Origin of the sequence: Candidatus Hydrogenedens sp., from assembly GCA_035378955.1 — a bacterium.
Lineage (GTDB): Bacteria > Hydrogenedentota > Hydrogenedentia > Hydrogenedentales > Hydrogenedentaceae > Hydrogenedens.
Genome location: DAOSUS010000018.1, coordinates 1 through 21910 on the forward strand (window position 1 = coordinate 1; position 21910 = coordinate 21910).

Below are 21910 nucleotides of genomic sequence, written 5' to 3' on the forward strand. Positions count from 1 at the left end.
GAGGTAGTGCCGGATGTTAAGGCGGAGACTTTATTGAAGGAGATAGAGAAGAAGGTAAGGAGAGGGAGTATTATTTATACGGATCCATATAAAGCGTATGATACTTTAGTAATGCATCGGGACTATTTTAAGCACTTACGGATAGATAAGGGACAGCGGTTTTCCAATGGTCGGGTGTATATAAATGGAATAGAAGGTTTTTGGAGTTATGCGAAGGAGCGCTTGATGAAGTTTCATGGGGTAAGTGTTCGATATTTTGAGTATTACCTGAAAGAGTTAGAATTTCGGTATAATCATCGGAGTGAAGATTTATATACATTAATTTTAACCTCCATCCTATTAGTGGATTCAAATAGATAATCACCAAAGATTTTCTCTTTTTCATACTTTTCTATCCACCCAAAAAAGGTATAAAATTCTCTACCCTATTACAAAATAAAATTCCCCCTATTCTAAGATCTCAGTTTAATAATTAATAAGTTTCATTAGATTTTGGCTCAGTTTCGTAAGATTGGTTAATCTCTATTTCACCATAGAGATCTTATTTATTTCCCTCCAATCCCTCCAATTCGGAAATATAATCCAACTTTTTCTTTTCATTATTTTCAATAGAGAGATCTACTTCCCTTCATTCCTTTTGGGATTTCAGGATCAATAAAATAAGTTTTGCCTACAATTTTTATTTAAGTAGATGTCGGAAAAATAGGGGTTATTAATCTTTTTCCACGAAACTAAATAAACTACATTCGGAATCAATCCTTTTTTGAGCAATGTTAAAGTAATTTTCATCAATTTCAATTCCTATAAAATTTCTATTAAAGCGTTTAGCAATAACACCCGTTGTACCAGAACCCATAAATGGATCAAGAATAGTATCTCCTTCTTTACTTCCAATTAAGATTATTCTTTCTAATAATTTTTCTGATTTCTCAGTAGGGTGAGGTGTTTTATGTCTTTCTGCAGGTATTTCCCACAAGTTTCGCATTTGTTTTCCATTACTAAATTTTACTGCCATTTCATAATTAAAATAGTATCTCTTTGATTTGCTAGCAACCCATATCAATTCAGTAGATGGTACAAAACGGTTTTTTTGCATTAACGGTGGTGCATTAGGTTTAAACCAGATAATATCATTTATTATCCAAAGATTTAATTGCTTCAAAACTACACCAATAGATGGATGGTTGTGCAAAGTCCCCGAAATCCATATTGTTCCATCATCTTTTAAAACTCTTATACATTCTTTAATCCATTTTCTATTAAATTTATGGATATCTTCTATTTTATCCCATGTACCTTTATCGCATTTAGCTATTCTCCCGCTCTTGCAAGTCAGATGATTTTCTCCTGATAGATTATAAGGAGGATCTGCAAAGATTAAATTTACACTCTTTGCTTCCAGTTGCTTGAGTATTTCAAATGCATCTCCCTTTAATAAACTAATATCAGACATTTTTAATCACCTCTTTTCCATATATTCTATCGTAAGCAATTTTATAATATTTTTCATTTATTTCTATACCAATCCACTTTCTTTTAAATTTAGAGGCAACATATCCTGTTGTTCCAGTCCCAAAAAATGGATCAAGAACTATATCACCTTCATCTGATGAAGCTAATATAATTAATTCAAGCAACTTTTCAGGTTTTTGAGTAGGATGTATTGCCCTATTATTTGTTCCTTTTATTCTTTCTTTTCCTTGAACAATGGGTAATTCAATAAAATCTACAAAATCTCTTAACTGTTTTGATTTTCCATCTTTTGTTTTATAAGGATTAAACTCTTTAACTTTCTCATAATTGAATTTCCAATTACTAGCTTTAACAAACCAACAAACATATTCAGTAGAATGAGTAAATGTTCTTTTTGTTATATTGGGCATAGCATTTGACTTATACCAGGTTATTATGTTGTTTAATTTGAACCCAATTTTTTTTGCTATAAATATTACTTCTGCTATGTTATGATAATTACAAGAAACATATAAACTACCAGTAGATTTTAAAATATTATAAACTTTGCTAATCCAATTCTCAGTAAAAACAAGATAATCTTCATAGTTCCATGTATCCCAATCTTCATTCATTTTATAAAATGGACCGCCTGTTTTGTTATTGACTAAAGTTAATCTCTGTCCTGATAAATTATAAGGAGGATCCGCATATACTAAATTTATACTATCTTTGGGAATTATATTCTCCATTATTTGTATACAGTCACCTAAATATATATGGTTAACTTTCATATAATTTTATCACCTCATTCTGCCATCGTATTATACCTTCATTTATAAAATTAGCCCAATTAGAAAAACTAGACAAATTTTTTGTTTCGTTAATTATCATAGAATATAACTTGTATAAATCTTTATGTGAAAATCTTTTATCTTGTTTTACAAGATTTAACAATGTTTCTAAGAGAACTGCAAATTGCTCTGTTGTCATTGGTACTATTTTTTGTGGTAATCCATTATATTCATATTTTACAGCGATCCAGAATTGAGAATATGTATCAGTATGAATTTGTGGTGTAATAAAAATACAAAATATATCATTACTTTGATGTTGAACTTCGAAATCTCTTAAATGTCTCATTATTGGTTGCCCTTCTTGCACCCATTGTAATTTTGATGTATTTAATGTTACTTTACAAATTGCTTGGAATGTTGTATAGTAACATTCTATGTCTGGTTTGTTTCCAGGAGAGTGGGAAACAGGTTCTCCATCGTCATCTACTGGGTAGTTTGGCTTAATTGCAATCTCGTCGTTGATTATTTTTAATGTCTCTGTTATTAATTTCTCAAATTGTTCGGGTTCATACTTCTTTAACTTTTTAGAATCTCTCAAGGTTACTATTATTTCTTTAATTCTGTTTACGTCGCCCAATAATTTTATCTTCCTTAATCGTTCCTTTAACTCCAGATTAAAAGCCCTTAAACAAGAAATATGATTTTCCAGTTGATTTTTATTTAATATTTGAACATCTGTAAGCAAAACTTTTCGTTCGTTTTGAGTAATCTGTAAATTTTCTTTCTTTATCATTCCCATAATCATATCTGTAAGTGACTTAGCTATTTTTTCTAAATTCTTTTTCTTTTCCCATGGCAAGGTCGGCTTTGTAATATCAGATAGATGACTCAAGTAATCCGCTAAAGATTTGAATTTAAAAGCTTCTCCATTATACATCTCTAAAAGTTGTTCTATTTCAACTTTTCTTGAAGGTTCTATATCGATATTCCAATAATATCCTAAAGGATCCATCGAAACCTTAAAATATCTTGTAAGTCTAAAATATCTCATTATGTTATCCCCATAATCAAACAGATTATTTATCTTTTTGTCTGGCATCTTTTTTGTTTCATAAAATTTCTTTGCGAAATTTAGAATATATCTATCTTTATCTTTTTTATTTTTCTTTTCTCTGTATTCCAAAATTTTTTCGACATATTCATCTACTTGTTCGAAATTTATTAGAGTTGGGACAAAAATACTAAACTCAGTTTTATTTAAGCCTCCCTTTGTAGATCTTCTATTGAGTTTGTCAATCAGATGTATCACTGAAACAAATGGCATTATGTTAAAACCTTCTTTTTCTGAAAAATCTTCACTCCAGGGGTTTGGGAATTGTAGTTTAAGTAAACTCTTGAAGAATATATAACCTATATCATAATTTCCTTCTAAGAACTTATTTCCCAATTCAGTAATTATTATTGGACCAAAACCTTCTCTTGCTATTGAAAAGCCAAGTTTATTTAATGGATTTACAGATTGTCTTCCCCTCATAGGTGGATCTTCGTATTTTTGAGAATAAAAAATTTCTTCCGCTTCTTTATATGAAATTTTTGTCTCTGCTTCTTCGTAATACTTTCTAAATTTTTGGGGAACATAAAGAGGCTTGTATAATCGATTTTGTATTAATAAAACTTGATATTTTACTTGGTTATCTTTATTAAAATATTGTCCTTCTATATTTTTTAACACTCTTAAAAAATCCCGTAATCTTTCAGGGTTTCTTACTGTTGTCGAGATTGACCAAGGTTTTTTCATACTATTTCTCCTATAACATAATTAGAAGCATTTAAAAGATTATATCTTCAACCGAGTATAGATTGGAAAATTATCCTTCTTCCTTCATAGAATCCCAAGATATAAGATAGATAAATACCCATTTTACGATGTTAGGATTAGAATTGAGTATCTTTATCTTATAATAAATATAAGCAAACTGTTAAACGACAGTTTCTTAATTCAATTTTATCTGGCAGATCAAAGATGCACAGCAATTCTCTTTTGGCAACTTATAAAATGTTTATTAGCCGATGTTTATATGTGGTAATATAGGTAAAGAAAGTTTTTGGATAATGGGGTTTTCTGGGTTGTAGCGGGGGATGATGATTTCTTGTTCTTTGCCAATCATTTGTCGGGCTATAAATAAGGCGGAGGGTGGATGTTTGTAACTTAATTCACGAAGGTAAGCCCACCAGTCTTTCTGATTGAGTTTTCGCCCTAAAAGTTGCTCTGAAATCGCAAGGTATTTTTCTGTATTCAATCCTTCATCCCATTCATCTTCCCATATTTGTCCATCGGCTATATGTTCTATGCGTGTTTTTATCTCGTGGTATAATTCTTCCATGAGAGGTATTACTTGTTTTATGCGTTGGATAAACTTTTCCCATTCTGGGTCTGTTTGGCGAATGAGTTCCACAAGGAAAGGGATTTGTATTTCCAGTGGTTTTACTGTAATTTTGCCTGCATGTTCCGGTAGCAGGAATAAGTAATTAAATCCTATTTTCAGGAAACTTTCCAGAGGCAAATTCCCGATGCATTCATTCCATTTGTTTTTGTATTCGGCATGTAGTATGAGTGCCTGGTCGTGATACCGAGGGACAGCCGGCAAGGGTTCGGGAAAGGCACTGTAATCGTATTCCAGAGCGGAAGCAATACGATAGGAACGGACTGCCAGTGGGATATTTTTCTTTGCCAGTTCTTTTTCGCCCTGTTCGAAAAATAAATCCTGCATGCGATGTCGAATTCGCAATAGTTCGTAGGCTTGTGATGCAGAAGTAAATTTTTCATGACAGACCGCGTTATCCGCTAATTCTAATAACAAATCTGAGGGTAATTGTGCGGGTCCTTTTTTATGCAGTTCTTTTTGAACATGCTCGCGAATATCTTTACGAGAGACTAATTCCAGAGCCTTTTTAAATAATGGGTTTTGTTCTTCCTCTTCTGTGGGTAATAGATAGGAGTATTTAATGGATTCTATATCTTCTGTAGAATCTTCGCGAAGTGGTGAATAAGGCAGGAATAAGAAACGGAAATTTACAATATCTCCATCGGTGATTGCTTTAGCTAAGGCTAAATCAATAATTTCTTGTTCAACAACTTTTTCTGAGGGGAGGTTTTTAGAAGCCATAACTATATTTTACCTCCTTGTAAGATTTTTTCTGCGGTTTGTGTTCGTTCGGACCAATCAATATTGGGTTTGGTCACATCATAATAAGGGAGTCGTTCATGAATTTGTGAATAAAGTTTTTGACGATAATGTCGTAGGACTCTGCTGGCATGTCGCTCATGGTGGGCATCCCAATTGCTGGTTTCAACGCATTCTTTATCGCGACCTGCCTCCAGAACTAATTCCTCCATGTATTTTGTCAGGAAATCGCGTAGAATGCGGTCATATTCACGGCGGAGTTGGTCTGCCTCTGGTGAGGAAGGGTCTTTTTCTCCTTTCTCACTCCATTGCTTTTCAAGTTGAATTACCTTCTTCCGATGTTCTACATACGCATTTCGTCGTTCTTCATCTCGGAGAATATAGAAAGCCGCATTTAATTTTGCCATAGTTAGTAAATACTGGTCTAATCGGTCGGGAGTAACCTCCGTGCTATGAATTTCTAAAATTAAATCCTTCATCATCTTTTTGTAGTTTTTACGCACATCTCCCGTTTTACATTCTTCATCCAGTCCTAGGACTGAAAAATAATTTATATAGACATCTTCATCCATGGTCCATCCTTATCCAATTCATCTTATTGATGATTTGTTGTTTTGCGGCCGTTGTTTTCCTTGTTAGATTTATATAGTTTATAGTATATACTATCAATCAGGGCGGTGAAAGATGCCGTGATGATATTTTCCGAAACACCGACAGTGCCCCATTGTTGTTTTTCATCACTGGATTCGATTAACACACGGGTTTTTGATTTTGTAGCCTTTTGACCGTTGAGTATGCGCACCTTGTAATCTTCGAGATGCACATTTTTAAGTTCAGGGAAGTAAGGTTCTAATGCTTTACGAATAGCATTGTTTAAGGCATCTACAGGACCATCTCCATTAGCAACTGTATGTGCCACGGAATTATCCGGGAGTTGGATTTTTACTGTGGCTTCTGACTCAGCATGTCGGTCCATGGCCCATTGATTCACCCGTGTATGAAAGCTTAACACCTCAAAGGAAGGCTGATACAATCCCATCGCCTTTAATAATTCCAATTCAAAGGAAGCATCAGCCCCTTCAAATTCGTATCCTTCTGTTTCTAATGCCTTAATGCGTTGTAGCAATTTACGAAGCTGAGGGCTATCCTTATCAAGATGAATTCCCAATTCCTGGGCTTTTTGAATAAGGTTTGCCCGACCGGAAAGTTCGCTCACGGCAATATGGGTCAGATTCCCTATCCATTCAGGATTAATATGTTCATAACTGGATTTCGTTTTTCGAACAGCGTCTGCATGCATTCCCGCTTTATGGGTAAAGGCATCTCTACCGACATAAGGGTCTGAATCTTTAGGTGTAACATTGGCAAGTTCGGCTATGAAATGTGAGGTATAGGTCAATTTTTTCATCTGCTCTTCGTTAATCACATCAAATCCCATCTTAAATTGCAGATTAGGGATTAATGTGCAAAGATTAGCGTTCCCTGTTCTTTCTCCATAACCATTAATGGTCCCCTGAACATGTCTTGCTCCTGCATAGACCGCTGCAAGACTATTGGCAACAGCACAGCCGGTATCATTGTGGGTATGAATTCCTATAGGTGTATCGGGAAATTTTTCCACGACCTTTCGGGTAATTATTTCTACCTGTTGGGGTAGATGTCCACCGTTGGTATCGCATAGAACTAATAAATCGGCGCCATTATCTATAGCCACCTGCAATGTTTGTATTGCATATTCAGGATTTAAATCGTATCCATCAAAGAAATGTTCCGCATCAAGAAAGACTTTTCTACCGTGCTTTTTAAGATAAGAAACAGATTCCTCGATAAGTTTTAGATTTTCTTCTAAAGAAACGCCTAAAACTTCTGTCGCATGAAGGGCAGAGGTTTTAGTAAAGATAGTTGTAATTTCTGTTTCTGCCCGAAGCAATGCGTTGATGTTGGGGTCTTCTGAAATATGCGATTTAGGATGTCGGGTACTTCCGAAAGCCACTATTTTTGTATGTTTTAAATTTAAACTTTTTGCTTTATTAAAAATCTGTTCCGCTTTCGGATTGGAAGCCGGTTGACCTGCCTCAATGTAATGCACGCCTAAATCATCTAATGCGAGGATGACACGAATCTGGTCATCCGTAGAAAATTTTATACCGGGTCCCTGAGCACCATCCCGTAAAGTTGTATCATAGATTTCAACTTTTTCTTTTTGTGTGGGACTGTTCATGTTTCATCTCCAATAAATTAAAGTTTATATATTATATATGAAATAGATAAGGTAAGGATTCTTTGTTCCGGGGAGTAAAATAAATTAGCTTCCTATGTAGAAGGGTTCCCCCATAAGAAAATGGCGAATGAGTTCATGAGCCTCCGGATAATAGATACCCGTTTTTTTTGCAGATGATTCATGGTATTCCGTAATACCAGAAACTTCAATATCGGCACCACACATCGCAAACGGGACTGCACCCTGAGCATGGGTTCGTGTGGAAAGAGCGGTAACATGGTCCGGGGCAACAAATAAACGGATACTTTCGTTAGACTGTTTAATAAACTCTAAAGCAGGACGAACAATTTTCTCATCGAAATCTTCAATGGCTTTGATTTTCAATTTTAAATCGCCTTGATGAGCCGATTCATCCGGTGCTTCTACATGCACAAGAGCGAAATCTACACGAGTCAGGGCAGATAAAGCTGTTTCGATTTTCCCTTGATAATTTGTATCAATCCAGCCTGTTGCTCCCGGCACATCAATAGACTCCAATCCTGCGGAAATGCCAATCCCTTTTACAAGGTCAACTGCAGAGATAACCACACCATTAAGATTAAATTTTTCCTGATAGGATTGTATTTGAGGTGTTCTTCCCTGCCCCCATAGCCAGAACGAATTGGGTTCAGGTTTTCCTTGTTTAACTCGTTCCTTAGCAACGGTATGTTGGGGAAGCAGTTTTTGTGAGGACAACATTATAGAGCGGATTAACTTTTCTGCGGCACCGCAAGGCATGTAATTTTCCCATGCTTGACCTGTAATATCATGAGGAGGGGTGCAGTTTGTTTGTTCTAAATCTTCCACCGAATAAGTGCTGTTTGCATTTATCACTGCCAGATGACGATAACTAACGCCCGGATAGAAACGAACAGGATACTCTTTCTCTAATTCTTTACCAATATCCTTTATTAATAAAGAAGCATCCTCTGTTGGGATATGCCCTGAGGTGAAGTCATGCATTTTCCCGTCCTGTAAAGAGACGATATTGCAACGGAAGGCGACCTGCGAGGATGTAAGTCGAATTCCCTGTCGTGCGGCTTCCAGCGGTGCACGACCTGTAAAGCAGGTTCGAGGATTAAATCCGAAAAGTGAAAGATTTCCTATATCGCTACCCGGAGGCATTCCTTCTGGAATGGGACAAAAAAGCCCAACGATACCCCGTTGAGCAACTTCATCCATTGCTGGGGTTTTAGCAACCTCTAATGGCGTCTTTCCGTCCAGTTCCGGAATAGGAAAATCCGCCATTCCATCTCCTACAAGAATGAGATATTTCAAATACACTTCCTTTTTAAAACATGAATTCAATAAAGAATATAAAATTACAAAAAATCAAAATATTTTGTGTAATATTTTAACTCTTATTATATAAATGTTTCAATGTAATAAATTATTTCCAGCAATGATAAATATGTTCATATACCATAATTTAATCTAACTTTATGAAAAATTGTATTTTAAGAAAAGGATTGCCTGTATGAAAAAAAAAGGAAATAATGACTTTTAAACAAGTGGCTGAATACATACAGATAGAAAAATACACTGTCTATGAACTTGCCTGCATAGAGATTATCCCTTCCTTAAAATTGTAGATCAGTGGCTAATGTTATTCTCCTACTAAAATTACTTCCTCTAACTCATTTATGCTTAATGCGTATTTGTAGTCTTTCCTTTTTATTTGATGGATGGTCTTTTTGTATTTTTTAAGTATATTTACAAGTTCATCTATAGAAGGAATACCATCCGAACGATATGAAACAACAAGAATACTACCTTGAAATTTTTTAAATAGCCTGTCAAAAGCAGAGTATATTTTATTTTTGTCAATCCATACAGATGGTTTTGCTTTCAACTTCCGATTTTTAGTTCTGTAATCGATTAGATTAGCCCACTTGTCATAATTAACAAGCCCCTCAAGGAAATGATAATAGTTAAGATAATCTACTCCAGTTCCTTTTTTTGAAATATAAGGTGTATCTATGTAAACAAGATCAAATTCTTCCTCAATATCAAAAACATCAAGATTTAACGCTTTATTCTCTTGACCATTGCAGAAAACTGCGTTATTAGCTTCATCAACAAATTTTCTAAAATGTTTATCAAAAGAAGTATCCCAAGTTACTTTATTCCCAAAATCTCTTTTTACATCGGCAAATCTTAAATATAGGTTCTTTCTATGGAATAGGTTGAAGGGTCGTTTGATAAGAGATGCTTGAAATAGTGCAAAAAAAGCCATTGCTTGTTTATATTTATCATTCAGTAATTTAATGTTCGTTACTATTATATCAATCCATCTATTTTCATCATCAGTGTAATAGATATCTTTAAATGTGTCAGCAATAAAAGTGGGATAGGAAATCCCATTATGTCTTGTAAGAAGAAAACTAACATCTTCATCTGTCAGTGTTACTTCTTTGTTTTCTATCAAAGCAAGCCCTATATAGTAGTTAAATTTTAGTATGTCGTTATATGTTACTTTCTTACCTTTCTCCTTCAACATATAAGCAACACTTCCAGTCCCTCCAAAAGCGTCAAGAGCAGTGTGAAATTTCAACTCTCTTATTTCTTCCCATATCCAATCTACTATTTTGAGTTTACTCCCTTGAAATCGTGTTGAAGGAAATGCTGGAGGATTTTCAAATAAAGTCAATTGTTTTTTAACAAATTGTGACATTTATTTCATCCTCATTTTTTGATTTTTTTGTATTGCATATATTGTTTCAGATTTCTATAAGGTGCATCTTTAAGTTCTGCCGCTTTTGCCATATCTTTAGTAAGATAAAACATCCAATAGTCATCAAAAATATCTTCTCCAAGTTTAGCAAACGGACCGTTCCCATTTATTAGTTCATCTATCTTTACTACAGAACCGATATTTTTTGTATTCCCACTTCCTGCCCTATCGGTGGCAATTTTATATTTTTCTTGAACAAAAAAGACAAAATCTTTTACTACAGATGTAATAATTTGAAGATCTTTAAGGCGATATACTTTTCTTTCATCAAAGTGTTTATCAGCTCTCGAATAGATAATACCTAATACAAAATGACCTATATATTCATCATACGGGAATGTTATATTTTTCTTGCTTTTTCTATCTCTAAAATATCCTGTGAATGCACCTAAAGTCATTCCATTTACTTCTTTTATATTTTTTCTATATGTGCTTTTCAAATCTACGGCAAATTTGTTATCCATTTTATCAATGAATGTTATATCAGGATAAAAATTTTGTTCTTTACATAATACCATTTTATACTTATTTTTCGCCGCAAATTGACATATTTTAGGAAATAAAAGTAGTTCCATAATTTTCGATACCACTTTCGTGTCAACTGAAATTGTATAGATATTTTTTGTAATATCTATAAATCCTTTTACAACCCAATTACCATCTTTTGTTGAAACGGCAGAATTAAATTGATCAACATATTCCAAAAGCTGAGTTCTAAATTTCTCTTTTAGTTTTTGTTTTTCTTCTGAGTTCACCACTTTTCCTTCTATTCTGTCTTTTATTAGAGGATGGAGGTTAAAATTAGTGTATATAAATCTTCATTATGTTGATTATATCGAAATTCTAACTTTTTCAGGTAATATTCAAAATAGCGAAAACCTACTCCATGAATCTTTATTATCCGCTCCTTCGCATAACTCCAAAAACCTCCGATACCTTTAATATACACTCGACCATTCGCAAATCGCTGACTTTTATCTATCTGTAAATGCTTAAAATAGTCCCGAAGCATTACCAGTGCATTATACGCTTTATACTGATTTGTATAAATAATACCACCCATCCTTACCTTTTTTCTGTTTCCTTTAACAGGGTATCTGCTTTAACATTTGTCACTACTTCCAACTTCACACTCCCCTTTCGCTTGATTATACCAAGTAACGGAAGGAAATATTTATCTTCTCCAGAATACTATCTTTTCTTATACTCGATTTTTTTTAAATTTGTAGCACTTCAGAAAGTTTTTTTAACCCTTCCTATGGAATTCCTTTCAGAATAAGGACAAGATTGAAAAGGTCTTAAAACACTTTTATTCGTATTAATTCTTCGAGTTTCACTTCCGAAGAAATAATTTTCATAGGTTTTCTTAACTTCATTTTAATACTCCTCTTGATTTAATTCTATATCAAGTGGAATATTTTCACAATCACTTTGTTTTATTATTATGAAAGGAATTTGTTATGGAGAATAATCAGAAAGAAGATAGGGAACTGAGTAGAGAGGCTTATTATGTGTTGCGGTGTCATGGGACAGAGCCAGCGTTTAGTGGAAAGTACTGGAATCATAAGGAAAAAGGGGTTTATGTTTGTGCTGGATGTGGACAAAAACTTTTCTCCTCTGAGCATAAATTTGATTCGGGAACGGGCTGGCCAAGTTATTGGTCTCCAATAATGGGAGGGGTTATTGAAGAGAGTATAGATACAAGTCATGGAATGATACGAACAGAGGTCCACTGTTCGAATTGTAAAGGGCATTTGGGGCATGTTTTTCCTGATGGACCTCCACCAACACGACTTCGTTATTGTATCAATTCGGCAAGTTTGGAGTTTATTCCTGAATGATGGTTGTCTTAACAGGTCTGACTTATTTCAGTTGTTTCCTTGCTTTTTGGAGGGCTTTTCTGACGCATGCAGGACTGGTTCCCCCGGGAGAATTGCGTCGTTTTACAATAGTTGTAGGTTGCAGGATTGTATAAACATCCTGTTCGAACAAGGATGAGAAAGATTTGTATTCATCCATAGTTAATTCACGGAGGGGCTTTTTATTTTTAATGGCGTAGAGAACAATTTTACCAATAATAGAATGTGCATCACGGAAACTAATGCCCCTTTCCACCAGATAATCAGCAAGGTCTGTGGCTTCCATATAACCTAAGTCAAGGGCTTTTTGAATATTTTCTATGTTTACCTTAATAGATTTGACCATCTTTGTGCATACGATTAAAGAATTCTCTACTGTGTCGGCGGTATCAAAAACCGCTTCTTTGTCTTCCTGCATATCACGGTTGTAGGTAAGCGGTAAACTTTTCATTAATGTCAACAAGGCAAATAAATGACCGTAAACTCGGCCGGATTTTCCGCGTACCAACTCAGCCACATCTGGATTTTTCTTCTGAGGCATAATACTGGAACCTGTTGTGAAGGCATCGCCAATTTCGATAAAGCCGAATAGAGGTGAGGACCAGATAATTAGCTCTTCGCACCAACGGGAAAGATGCATCATCAGTAAAGCAGAATAACTGCAAAACTCTATTAAGAAATCACGGTCAGAAACGGCGTCCATGCTATTGGCACATAGTTGTTCAAAACCAAGTTTTTTTGCTACGAATTGAGGGTCTATCGGATGAGGTGTTCCCGCAAGAGCGGCCGCTCCTAAAGGCAATGTATTAACACGAGGACGAAGTTCCCGAAAGCGTTGCTTGTCCCGTTGAAACATTTCAAAATAGGCTAAAATGTGGTGAGATAAGAGAATAGGTTGTGCTGGTTGTAAATGTGTAAAACCGGGAATAATAACATTGGAATGAAATTCTGCAAACTCAATCAAGGCACTTTGAAGTTGAATTATCAAATGAATGATGGTATCAATTTGTGCCCGTGTCCAAAGACGGACATCTGTAACAACCTGGTCGTTTCGACTGCGTGCCGTATGTAATTTTTTACCACAATCGCCAATTTTCTGTATCAGAGCATGTTCGATATTTGTATGCACATCTTCCAGCGATGGGTTCCATACAAATTTCCCCTGCTCTATCTCTTTGAGAATACTTTCTAATCCCTGAACAATTTTCTGAGCATCTTTTGGAGGAATAATATTTTGTTTTCCTAACATTTGGGCATGGGCAATACTTGCCTGAATGTCAAATATTGCCAAACGCGAATCATAATGAACCGAGGCGGAAAATGTTTCTACTATCGGGTCGGTTTTTTCTTCAAATCTACCACCCCATTGTTTACTCATGATATTGTCTCCATTAAGTTTTTTTCCCTTTTCCTAATGTGATGATTGAAAATCCTTTGCTTGACCATAATTCATAGGATAGGATGTTATGTGTATCCAGAACGATTTTGTTTCGCATTAAATTTTTAATTTTTTCAGGCTCGATGTTCTTAAATTCGTCATGAGCAGTAAGGATAACGAGGCAATCGGCATCTTGTAAGGCTTCCTCTTGAGATAACAAGGGAACAGGGGAAAGTTTTACATGCGGGTCGTGAAGAGAGATATTATAGTTTTTCAATTGAAGCAAGCTGTATACATGCAAAGAAGGGCTTTCGCGTATATCATCTACATTTCCTTTATATGCAAGACCCAACAGGGCAATTTTAGGTTTATCAATGCCTTTTACAAGGTTTTCAATTTTCTGAACGACAAATGCGGGCATAGAATCGTTGCGTTCACGAGCCATACGGATTATCTTTGCGTCCTCAGGGAATTTTTCCACAAGGAACCAGGGGTCTACCGATATACAATGTCCCCCTACACCCGGACCGGCACTATGCAGATGCACACGGGGATGTCGGTTGGCTAATTGAGCAACCTCCCAGAAATTGATGCCCAATTGTTCGCATAAAATTGCCGTTTCATTGGCTAACGCTATATTTACATCGCGGTAGGTGTTTTCGATTAGTTTAACCATTTCTGCGGTAGTTGCGTCCGTCAGAAAAATATTCCCTTCTACAAAGGAACTGTATATTTCCTTTGCTACCTCTGCACATCGGGGGGTAATTCCTCCAATGATACGGTCATTATGGATTAACTCATGTAAAATTTTCCCGGGCAGAACGCGTTCTGGACAATGGGCTAAATGTATATCTGTGCCTACTTTCAAACCGGATTCTTCAAGGATAGGTGTTAACAAATCTCGGCATGTTCCCGGGGGTGATGTAGATTCTAAAATAACCAAATTCCCTTTTTTGAGGTAAGGGACGATACTCACTGCGGCAGATTTTACAAATTCCATGCCTGCTTTTTTTTGTTCTGTAATCGGAGTTGGCACAGCAATAATAAACACATCTGCGTGTGCAGGTTCCATTTGAGCCCGAAGTCGACCGGAAGCAATTCCTGCCTGTACCATAGTTTGAAGACCGGGTTCTTCAATATGAATTTCGCCTTTATTTATGGTTTTTACAACCCGTTCCGAAATATCTACACCTACTACCTGATAGCCGCAGGTTGCAAGCATACTGGCAGTAGGTAGCCCAATATAACCCAAACCGAGAATACAAACTGTTTTCATAATTACTCCTTATACGGATAAACTTTTGGTTAAATGTTCTGCAATTCGCTTACCTGCTTTTCCGTCACCATACGGATTTATCTTGTTGGCCATATTTTGATACATTTCTTTATTATCCAGCAATTTCTGGGCAGTTTCCAGAATCCGTTCGTAATGAGGACCCACAAGTAATGCCGTTCCTGCTTGCACGGCTTCCGGTCGTTCTGTAACATCTCGCAAAACCAATACAGGCTTTCCTAATGAAGGGGCTTCTTCCTGAATGCCCCCTGAATCTGTCAGAATTAAATAACATTTTTTAAGTACATGCACAAAAGGAACATATTCCAGCGGGGAAATAAGATGAATCCGTTTTTTTCTCTGTAGGTATTTTCTCACTGACGCCATAACATTGGGATTGGGATGGACAGGGAACAATACTTCTATATCATCGTTTCTATCTATCAAATCCGAAACAGCATGGAATATTTCATCCATAGGTTGCCCAAAACTTTCCCTGCGATGAGCCGTTAAAACAATAAGGCGCCGTTCCTTTCCCAATTGCTCTAACAAATCGTCCTGAAACCGGTAAGGCTTCTCCGCAATATATAGCAGGGCATCTATTCCCGTGTTGCCTGTAACTACAATTTTATGTTCTTCAATATGCTCTGAAAGAAGATTTTGTTTGGCTTGTTTTGTCGGAGCGTAGAGAAAATCGCTCATGGCATCTACAAGGCGACGGTTCATTTCCTCCGGGAACGGGTGGTATTTATCATAGGTTCTCAAACCTGCTTCTACATGTCCTATGGGTATTTGTTGATAATAACCGGCAAGCCCTGCGGATAATGTTGTAGTGGTATCTCCATGCACTAAAATGGCATCAGGTTTCTTTTCCGCAAATAACTCCGATAAGCGTTCCAGAACACGCGAGGTAATCTTAACAAGTGTTTGCCCTGGTGTCATTATATTTAAATCGTAATCTACAGGCAGATTGAAGGAACGAATTACCTGGTCGAGCAACTCTCGATGTTGGGCTGTTAAACAAACGGTAACTTGAACATCCTTTGATACTTCTTGTAAGGCACGAACCACTGGCGCCATCTTTATCGCTTCGGGACGAGTTCCCATAATAACCCAAATATTCATCAGAACAAAACTTTCCTTAATATCAATTAAATAAAGTTAAATGAATACCATAAAAACAAATGTATTATAAATGAATATTCTTTACATATGAAAATAAACAAATGAAATACGATATGGGAAATCAGATGCGAAGTTTTTTGGAGATATAATCTGTATGAAGCACCTATAATACCAAAGATAATTACAAACTTTTTTAATATCAATAATAACTTTTAAAATTCAGAAATCGTTTTAGATATAAAAAAACACTATAATATAAAAAATATTGTTTGGAATAAGCAGGTAATTTTTATAATTGTGAATATTTCATCATTGATAAAAATTATACACACAATCCGATATCTCCAAGCGAAACAATTATACGGTTTTGCTTTTTATCGGACACGAAAGATTTTACCTGTATGTCTATGGTTTCAAAAAAGACATTTGCCTGACCTGCAAATAGATAAGAAACAACTTACAAAGTATGCAAAGTATGCCCAGAATTGGGCTTCTATTGAAGGAAATCTTACTTCAAAAGCAAGGGGTATAGTAACAGGGACATGGGAATATGCCGGGGAAAAAATCCCGTTAGACATTTTATCCGAGGAGAAGAGCAAAAATTTATCTCCGCTGGCAATGTATGGATTGCATAGTTTTGAATTTCTTTGGATACTTTCTTTAGCCCATATTCAATATCCGGATAATCGCTATTCTGTTTTTGCAAAGGAATGTGTTCAGCAATGGATAAAAAAATATCCTCCGGGTGCAGCGATAGCATGGGACCCCTATCCGATATCTTATCGTATTCGTTATTGGATATTAGCGTTACACCTCTGGCAGTGGAACGATAAAGAAATCCTCAATTCTCTGGCTGTTCAAACAAAATACCTTTCCAAATCGCTGGAATATCATTTAAAAGCCAACCACCTTATACAGAACCTCTGCGGCTTGATTGTTAGTTCTGCAACCCTGTATCCATCTGAATTGCCCGATTTGCTACGACAATTAGAAATAGAATTGCAGGAGCAAATTCTTGATGATGGAGGACATTATGAGCGTTCTCCAATGTATCACATCCATGTATTTTTAGATTTACTCATGGTGCTGGCGATATTAAGAGAGCCTCCTGAATTTTTGAAAGAAGCACTTTCTAAAATGGTTGATTTTTTAGAGAAGGTGACGCTATCCGATGGGGATACCCCACTTTTTGGTGATACTGTTCATGGTCATTTACCCTCTTCCGAAAAAGTTCTCCGTGTAGCCGAAAAATATATCCCTACAAAAAAACAGAAAACGCTACATAGCGGAGCTTTGTCGTTTCCTTCGTCCGGGTACTATATCTATAAAAATAATTCTAATCCACGATTTGAAATAGTGATAAGGGCAGGAGCAGCCGGTCCTTCTTTTCAATTAGCCCATGCTCATTGTGACCAACTCAGTTATGAATTTCTTATGAATAACCAGCGGGTCATTGTAGATTCGGGAATGCATGGCTATGGAGGTAGTCCTTTCCGTTCCTTTCAACGCAGCACACGGGCACATAATACTGTATATATAGAAGGAGAAGAGCAGTTAGAATATTGGAGCACCTTTCGTGTGGCACGGAGGGGAAAACTACTATGGGCATTATGGAAACCGTATAACAGAGGACAATTGTTTGGGGGAAAATACCAGTATTTCAATGGGACGATACACTATCGTGCTTTATTTATACTTCCTCAGGAAGGGTTCTTATGCTGGGATTGGGTAAAGACACATCAACAAAAAACACTTCATAATTTGTTACATCTTTATCCTTCTGCAGAAGTAAAAATTAATAATTCCTTTGTTTTCTTGCAGTGTGATAAAATAAAAGTTCTGCTTTATCCTATTCAAAATGAAATGATAGAAATTATTGCAGGAAGTCAGTCTCCTCAACAAGGATGGTATTCGGAATTTTTTGGGACTGCAGACCCAAATCCTGTGATTGTTCTTAAAAAGACTTCTTCAGCAAATGCTTTAACGCAAAGTGGTTATTGGATTTCTTTTTATGATAATGAAACTAAATATCCGAAAGGAACAATTGAACAATGGGTAGAAGAAATCGGGAAAGAAATACTCACCAGACCATAGTAAACGATACAGTTTCTTCTTTTTTGCGTAAAACGGCTGTGTATGTCATTATCCCATTCTGGTTATTAGCCGTAGTCTTGACATTAAGTCCTTTTACGGGAGACCCGGCCGCACCTATAAAATATCTAATCATCAGTGTCTTTGTCATGCTTCTTTCCGCTATTACACTGGGAATGGTATGGTTCGGAAATTTTCAGCCGCAATTGAAAAAATCCCTTGTTTTTATGCTTAGTGGTTTTCTATTGTTTATGTTACTCGCCACATTATTTGCGAGGAATAAAGGTTTTGCTATTAGTGAACTTGCTATATGGCTAATGCTCTGCGGAATAGCTTTTTTTGTCCATATCCTTGTTACCGATGAGAAAGAAATGCGTTGGGTATTGAGTTGGGTTATGATAGCCACGGCTCTTTCCAGTGTCTATGGCTTTTTCCAACTTTGGGGTATTGACCCGTTTCCATGGTCAACAAGAAATGTAGAAGAATATCGGGGACTTCCCTCTTCGTATGCTAATCCTAATTTTGCGGGGCATGCTTTACTTTTTGCTGTGATTACAGGAGTAGGGTTTCTTCTTATTCTGTGGGACGAAATAAAAAAATATCGTGAAGAAGGAACTCAAAAAACTTTTATCTTAATTCTTCTCAAAGTATCTCTGTTTGTTATATGCTTCCTTCTTACCTTTACACATCTTTATCTGACAAGAATGCGAAGTGTCCGTATTGCTCTCATTGTTGCAATTCCATTTTTTATCTTTTATTTATGGATAGGCAAAAAATGGGGTGTAAAATCTATTGTCGTATTAGGAGGTGTTTTTATTACTCTTGCGGTTATAGGCATTATTGTGATATTTGCCTTATTAGCAAAGGGCTACCCTGAAGGTTCTTTACCTCTGGATAATTCCTTAAACCTGCGGGTTAATAGTTATTTTGGTGCCTCGCAAATGATACGAAACAGACCTATTTTAGGGTATGGTCCCGGGAATTATCGATTTGAAAATATTCCTTATTGGACGAGATATGAAAAATTATGGTTTAACATAGCAAAAAAGAGAAACTTTCATGTACATTGCGACCCTCTGGAGGCGATGACGGATTCCGGGATACCTGGCGGGCTTTTCTATTTCGGACTTATTTTTTTAGGTTTTATTGGCGGTTTAACTCTTGTGAAAAGGGACAAGCCTTTCCAGGAACAGGTTTTAAGAATTAGTATTGCTTCTGTTTTTCTTGCATTTGCGATAGATGCCTGTTTTGGTTTTAATATGCATGTGCCTGTTTCCAGTGCCTTTTTCTTTTTATATTTAGGTCTATCTCAGGTAAATATTAGCGATGTAACGCTGAAAGTTAAAAAGATAAAGTGGTTGTATGTCGTTGCTTTTTGTATTTCTATTTTGCTTGTCATATTACAGGCTCGCTATTACTATGCGGATGTTCAGTTACAAAGAGCCCGTGGCGGGATGTATTGGGCTCAGATATTTGCAAATCAACAGAAATTGAACTCTCGTGAGATGACACTTGAAAGAGCCTTAGAAAGCGCAGAGATGGGAACCCGTATTAAATATTTTGATCCCCGTTTCTCGGAAATTACCGCTCGAATTTATATGACGCAGAATAATTTTGAGAAGGCACTCGAATATTTTGATAAAGCGATTTACTACGACTCGTATAATCCCGAATTATGGACCAGCCGTGCCCAGTGCTGTTTGAATTGGGTATATCGCTCACAAATAGAAAGAAAACCCTTGACACAACCCCTTGAAACGATATTAGACGAGGCAGAAAAATCATTGAACAATGCTATCAAATACTGTGATTTATACCCGGATGCTTATGAGGGTATGTCCCGCACTTTGTTTTTCAAAACGGCTTACTTAAAATTACCAGAAGATAAGAAACAGGAACTTATGAAAGAAATTATCCAGTATGGCGAAAAAGCCCTCGAAACAGGTTTGCAAAATAGTCAGTCCTTGCTACAAATTCTTATACAGGCGCATTTGGCAATTAAAGATTATGACGGTTGTGCAAAGGTTGTTCAACGCGCCCTTTCTATTGAGCCGGGAAATATCGAACTCTGGTCAAGATATGCTCAAGTTATGAAACAAAAGGGCTATCCGGATGAGTATTTGTCCTTCCTTGAAAAAAATTATGCAAAGTTCAAAAAAGATGCCAAAACAATGGCTCCGACATTGTCTCAGTTAGCATTGATGATACATCAGGAAATATTAAGAAAAACAAATGACCCCCGTAAGGCGTCCGAAATTATTCTGGAAACCTTAAAACTAAATCCGGAGGATTTAACCACATGGGGAACCGTTGTTCAAACCGTTCCCAAGGAACAACGGTTGGAAAATGTCCGTAATAAGTTAATGTCTTATTTCAAGAATACGCCTAATATTCCTGATTTCATACAAAAAATAAATCAGCCCAAAGAGCAAATTGATTGGTTGGGGATAACGCGTGAGGTCATTGCAAGTATCGAACAGGATGAAAAAAATAAAGTTCCATACAAAACTATTGTTTTGAGATATGTATGGATAGCAGAGGTTGTATTTGATGAAAATGTAGCATTGGAGGGTGAAAACAAGGGTGAGATTTTTGCGAACCTTGCTACTATTTATCAAAAGCTTCGTTTTGAGGACCGTGCTTTATCCTGTTTCCCGTTTGCCAGTAAAGTTACAAGCAAAAGCACGCAATTAAAAGTAATGTATACATGGGCTGAAATTCTTTATAAGAAAAAGAAATATAAAGAGGCAGAAGAAAAGTTACAGCAAGCTTTACAGATTGACCCGAATAATACACAAACCCGAGCTTTGCTTGTGCAAACTCTGGTTCAGCTCAAAAAAATATCGGAAGCAAAATTTGAATATCAGTCTTTAAAGCAGTCGTTACCTGCCAATTCAAATGTGTTGAAAAATTTAGAACAAATCCTGGCTCCATATTTAAAAAACCAATAAGACAGGGATAAATTTATGGATATAAAATACGAAACCAATACAGCAAAACAAATAAATGATATTAATTCAAGTAATTCAAGCCAGCAATCTTCTTTATTTTTCTTACTCAAACCGACCCTGATTTTGTCGGCTATTGTACTGGTGGCAATTCTTATTGTAACTCTCGCTTATCAGATATTCGGGCCTCCTATCCTGCAACGGCTGGAAGATAATGTTGGTGAAAATCTCATGAAACTTGCTCAAGCATTGGAACAAAATAAAAACACAGAAGATGCAAAAAGGATATATGAGTTGGCCACACGCTCGCGGTTCACGGGCGAATTTAATCGAACCTATGTCTTTTATCGTTTAGGTTATCTTTGCTGGGCAGACCAGGAGTTTGAAAAGTCGGCTGAATACTTGAAGCAAGCCGTGCAATCACAGGAATATCCCCAAAAAAATGCATATGAATTATTAGTAGATTCTCTGTTGCGTATTGGAAAACACGAAGAAGCACTTCCGTATACAGAACAATGGCTTCAAAAAGTACAAAAACGAGAAGAACTGGAAAATGCCCATTATTATTTAGGACGAATTTATCAACTTTCAAATGATTTATCTAAAGCAGAGGAAACATGGATAAAAGGGCACAAAATTTTACCAGGTGGCAAATCGTCTTTTGAACTTGCTTTTCTATATAAGAAACAGGGGGATTGTAAAAAAGCAGTTTATTATGCGGAATCAGTATTAAAAGCGGGGCTCTTACCCACACGCGAATCCGCTATTAAAAAACTTATATCCCAATGTGGTGGCTCGGCTAAATAAA

General features: G+C 36.2%; 18 protein-coding genes. 5 read left to right on the plus strand and 13 right to left on the minus strand.

All coding sequences use genetic code 11. From position 1 onward, the window contains the following. The coding region (locus PLA12_05570) for an IS1595 family transposase (protein ID HOQ31964.1) at nt 1–360 on the plus strand (360 nt) is incomplete at its 5' end. Nucleotides 361–712: 352 nt separating this feature from the next. Here the strand turns inward: PLA12_05570 and PLA12_05575 are convergent. The 10 genes from PLA12_05575 to PLA12_05620 all read right to left on the minus strand — a co-directional run bounded on the left by PLA12_05575 (nt 713) and on the right by PLA12_05620 (nt 11491). After that, on the minus strand, nt 713–1453 hold the full coding sequence (locus tag PLA12_05575) for a DNA methyltransferase (protein ID HOQ31965.1): 741 nt from the start codon (nt 1451–1453) through the stop codon (nt 713–715). Continuing rightward, nucleotides 1446–2246: a site-specific DNA-methyltransferase gene (locus PLA12_05580; protein HOQ31966.1), complete on the minus strand. Its 801-nt coding sequence runs from the start codon at nt 2244–2246 to the stop codon at nt 1446–1448. Before PLA12_05580 ends, PLA12_05575 begins: the two co-directional genes overlap by 8 nt. Then, complete coding sequence (locus tag PLA12_05585; protein ID HOQ31967.1) at nt 2236–4047, minus strand: AlwI family type II restriction endonuclease; 1812 nt, start codon at nt 4045–4047, stop codon at nt 2236–2238. Before PLA12_05585 ends, PLA12_05580 begins: the two co-directional genes overlap by 11 nt. Nucleotides 4048–4312: 265 nt before the next feature. Continuing rightward, a complete protein-coding gene (locus PLA12_05590; protein ID HOQ31968.1) occupies nt 4313–5416 on the minus strand; it encodes a hypothetical protein in 1104 nt (367 codons plus the stop codon). Between the two features lie 2 nt (nt 5417–5418). After that, nucleotides 5419–6006 (minus strand): hypothetical protein, encoded by a 588-nt coding sequence (locus PLA12_05595; GenBank protein ID HOQ31969.1) that lies wholly within the window; start codon nt 6004–6006, stop codon nt 5419–5421. A gap of 23 nt (nt 6007–6029) precedes the next feature. Next, nucleotides 6030–7655, minus strand: a complete 1626-nt coding sequence (cimA, locus tag PLA12_05600) for a citramalate synthase (GenBank protein HOQ31970.1) — start codon at nt 7653–7655, stop codon at nt 6030–6032. Nucleotides 7656–7739: 84 nt separating this feature from the next. Further along, the gene (locus tag PLA12_05605) at nt 7740–8972 is read right to left on the minus strand and encodes a cofactor-independent phosphoglycerate mutase (GenBank protein ID HOQ31971.1); all 1233 of its coding nucleotides are present in this window, start codon (nt 8970–8972) and stop codon (nt 7740–7742) included. A gap of 328 nt (nt 8973–9300) precedes the next feature. Further along, nucleotides 9301–10368, minus strand: coding sequence for a DNA adenine methylase (locus PLA12_05610; GenBank protein ID HOQ31972.1), 1068 nt, complete (start codon nt 10366–10368; stop codon nt 9301–9303). Between the two features lie 11 nt (nt 10369–10379). Further along, nucleotides 10380–11183 carry a type II restriction endonuclease gene (locus PLA12_05615; protein HOQ31973.1) on the minus strand — a complete coding sequence of 268 codons (804 nt, stop codon included), beginning with the start codon at nt 11181–11183 and terminating at the stop codon, nt 10380–10382. A 26-nt stretch (nt 11184–11209) separates the two neighbouring features. Next, nucleotides 11210–11491, minus strand: coding sequence for a transposase (locus PLA12_05620; GenBank protein HOQ31974.1), 282 nt, complete (start codon nt 11489–11491; stop codon nt 11210–11212). 397 nt (nt 11492–11888) lie between these two features. Here PLA12_05620 and msrB point away from each other — a divergent pair, with 397 nt between their 5' ends. Then, nucleotides 11889–12269, plus strand: coding sequence for a peptide-methionine (R)-S-oxide reductase MsrB (gene msrB, locus PLA12_05625; GenBank protein ID HOQ31975.1), 381 nt, complete (start codon nt 11889–11891; stop codon nt 12267–12269). 22 nt (nt 12270–12291) lie between these two features. Here the strand turns inward: msrB and argH are convergent, their stop codons facing one another. From argH to wecB, 3 genes are read right to left on the minus strand one after another with little or no spacing between them, the layout of a single operon-like run. After that, nucleotides 12292–13665 (minus strand): argininosuccinate lyase, encoded by a 1374-nt coding sequence (gene argH / locus PLA12_05630; protein HOQ31976.1) that lies wholly within the window; start codon nt 13663–13665, stop codon nt 12292–12294. Between the two features lie 13 nt (nt 13666–13678). After that, the gene (gene wecC / locus PLA12_05635; GenBank protein ID HOQ31977.1) at nt 13679–14941 is read right to left on the minus strand and encodes a UDP-N-acetyl-D-mannosamine dehydrogenase; all 1263 of its coding nucleotides are present in this window, start codon (nt 14939–14941) and stop codon (nt 13679–13681) included. A gap of 9 nt (nt 14942–14950) precedes the next feature. Then, nucleotides 14951–16063, minus strand: a complete 1113-nt coding sequence (gene wecB / locus PLA12_05640) for a UDP-N-acetylglucosamine 2-epimerase (non-hydrolyzing) (GenBank protein ID HOQ31978.1) — start codon at nt 16061–16063, stop codon at nt 14951–14953. 297 nt (nt 16064–16360) lie between these two features. Between wecB and PLA12_05645 the strand changes: the two genes are divergently transcribed. Genes PLA12_05645 through PLA12_05655 form a run of 3 tightly spaced genes read left to right on the plus strand, consistent with a single transcriptional unit; the run spans nt 16361 to nt 21909 of the window. Continuing rightward, a complete protein-coding gene (locus PLA12_05645; protein ID HOQ31979.1) occupies nt 16361–18157 on the plus strand; it encodes a heparinase II/III family protein in 1797 nt (598 codons plus the stop codon). Beyond that, the gene (locus PLA12_05650) at nt 18115–21105 is read left to right on the plus strand and encodes a tetratricopeptide repeat protein (protein HOQ31980.1); all 2991 of its coding nucleotides are present in this window, start codon (nt 18115–18117) and stop codon (nt 21103–21105) included. The genes PLA12_05645 and PLA12_05650 overlap by 43 nt, the downstream gene beginning before the upstream one ends. A 15-nt stretch (nt 21106–21120) precedes the next feature. Then, nucleotides 21121–21909, plus strand: a complete 789-nt coding sequence (locus PLA12_05655) for a hypothetical protein (protein ID HOQ31981.1) — start codon at nt 21121–21123, stop codon at nt 21907–21909. The last annotated feature ends 1 nt before the right edge of the window (nt 21910 follow it).

Bases quoted from the DNA above. Each gene is read 5' to 3' on its own strand.
- PLA12_05650 (HOQ31980.1), top strand. From the start codon at position 18,115: ATGGGTAGAAGAAATCGGGAAAGAAATACTCACCAGACCATAGTAAAC.
- PLA12_05575 (HOQ31965.1), bottom strand. From the start codon at position 1,453: ATGTCTGATATTAGTTTATTAAAGGGAGATGCATTTGAAATACTCAAG.
- PLA12_05595 (HOQ31969.1), bottom strand. From the start codon at position 6,006: ATGGATGAAGATGTCTATATAAATTATTTTTCAGTCCTAGGACTGGAT.
- PLA12_05620 (HOQ31974.1), bottom strand. From the start codon at position 11,491: ATGGGTGGTATTATTTATACAAATCAGTATAAAGCGTATAATGCACTG.
- PLA12_05585 (HOQ31967.1), bottom strand. From the start codon at position 4,047: ATGAAAAAACCTTGGTCAATCTCGACAACAGTAAGAAACCCTGAAAGA.
- PLA12_05580 (HOQ31966.1), bottom strand. From the start codon at position 2,246: ATGAAAGTTAACCATATATATTTAGGTGACTGTATACAAATAATGGAG.
- cimA (HOQ31970.1), bottom strand. From the start codon at position 7,655: ATGAACAGTCCCACACAAAAAGAAAAAGTTGAAATCTATGATACAACT.
- wecB (HOQ31978.1), bottom strand. From the start codon at position 16,063: ATGAATATTTGGGTTATTATGGGAACTCGTCCCGAAGCGATAAAGATG.
- PLA12_05590 (HOQ31968.1), bottom strand. From the start codon at position 5,416: ATGGCTTCTAAAAACCTCCCCTCAGAAAAAGTTGTTGAACAAGAAATT.
- PLA12_05655 (HOQ31981.1), top strand. From the start codon at position 21,121: ATGGATATAAAATACGAAACCAATACAGCAAAACAAATAAATGATATT.
- wecC (HOQ31977.1), bottom strand. From the start codon at position 14,941: ATGAAAACAGTTTGTATTCTCGGTTTGGGTTATATTGGGCTACCTACT.
- argH (HOQ31976.1), bottom strand. From the start codon at position 13,665: ATGAGTAAACAATGGGGTGGTAGATTTGAAGAAAAAACCGACCCGATA.
- PLA12_05610 (HOQ31972.1), bottom strand. From the start codon at position 10,368: ATGTCACAATTTGTTAAAAAACAATTGACTTTATTTGAAAATCCTCCA.
- msrB (HOQ31975.1), top strand. From the start codon at position 11,889: ATGGAGAATAATCAGAAAGAAGATAGGGAACTGAGTAGAGAGGCTTAT.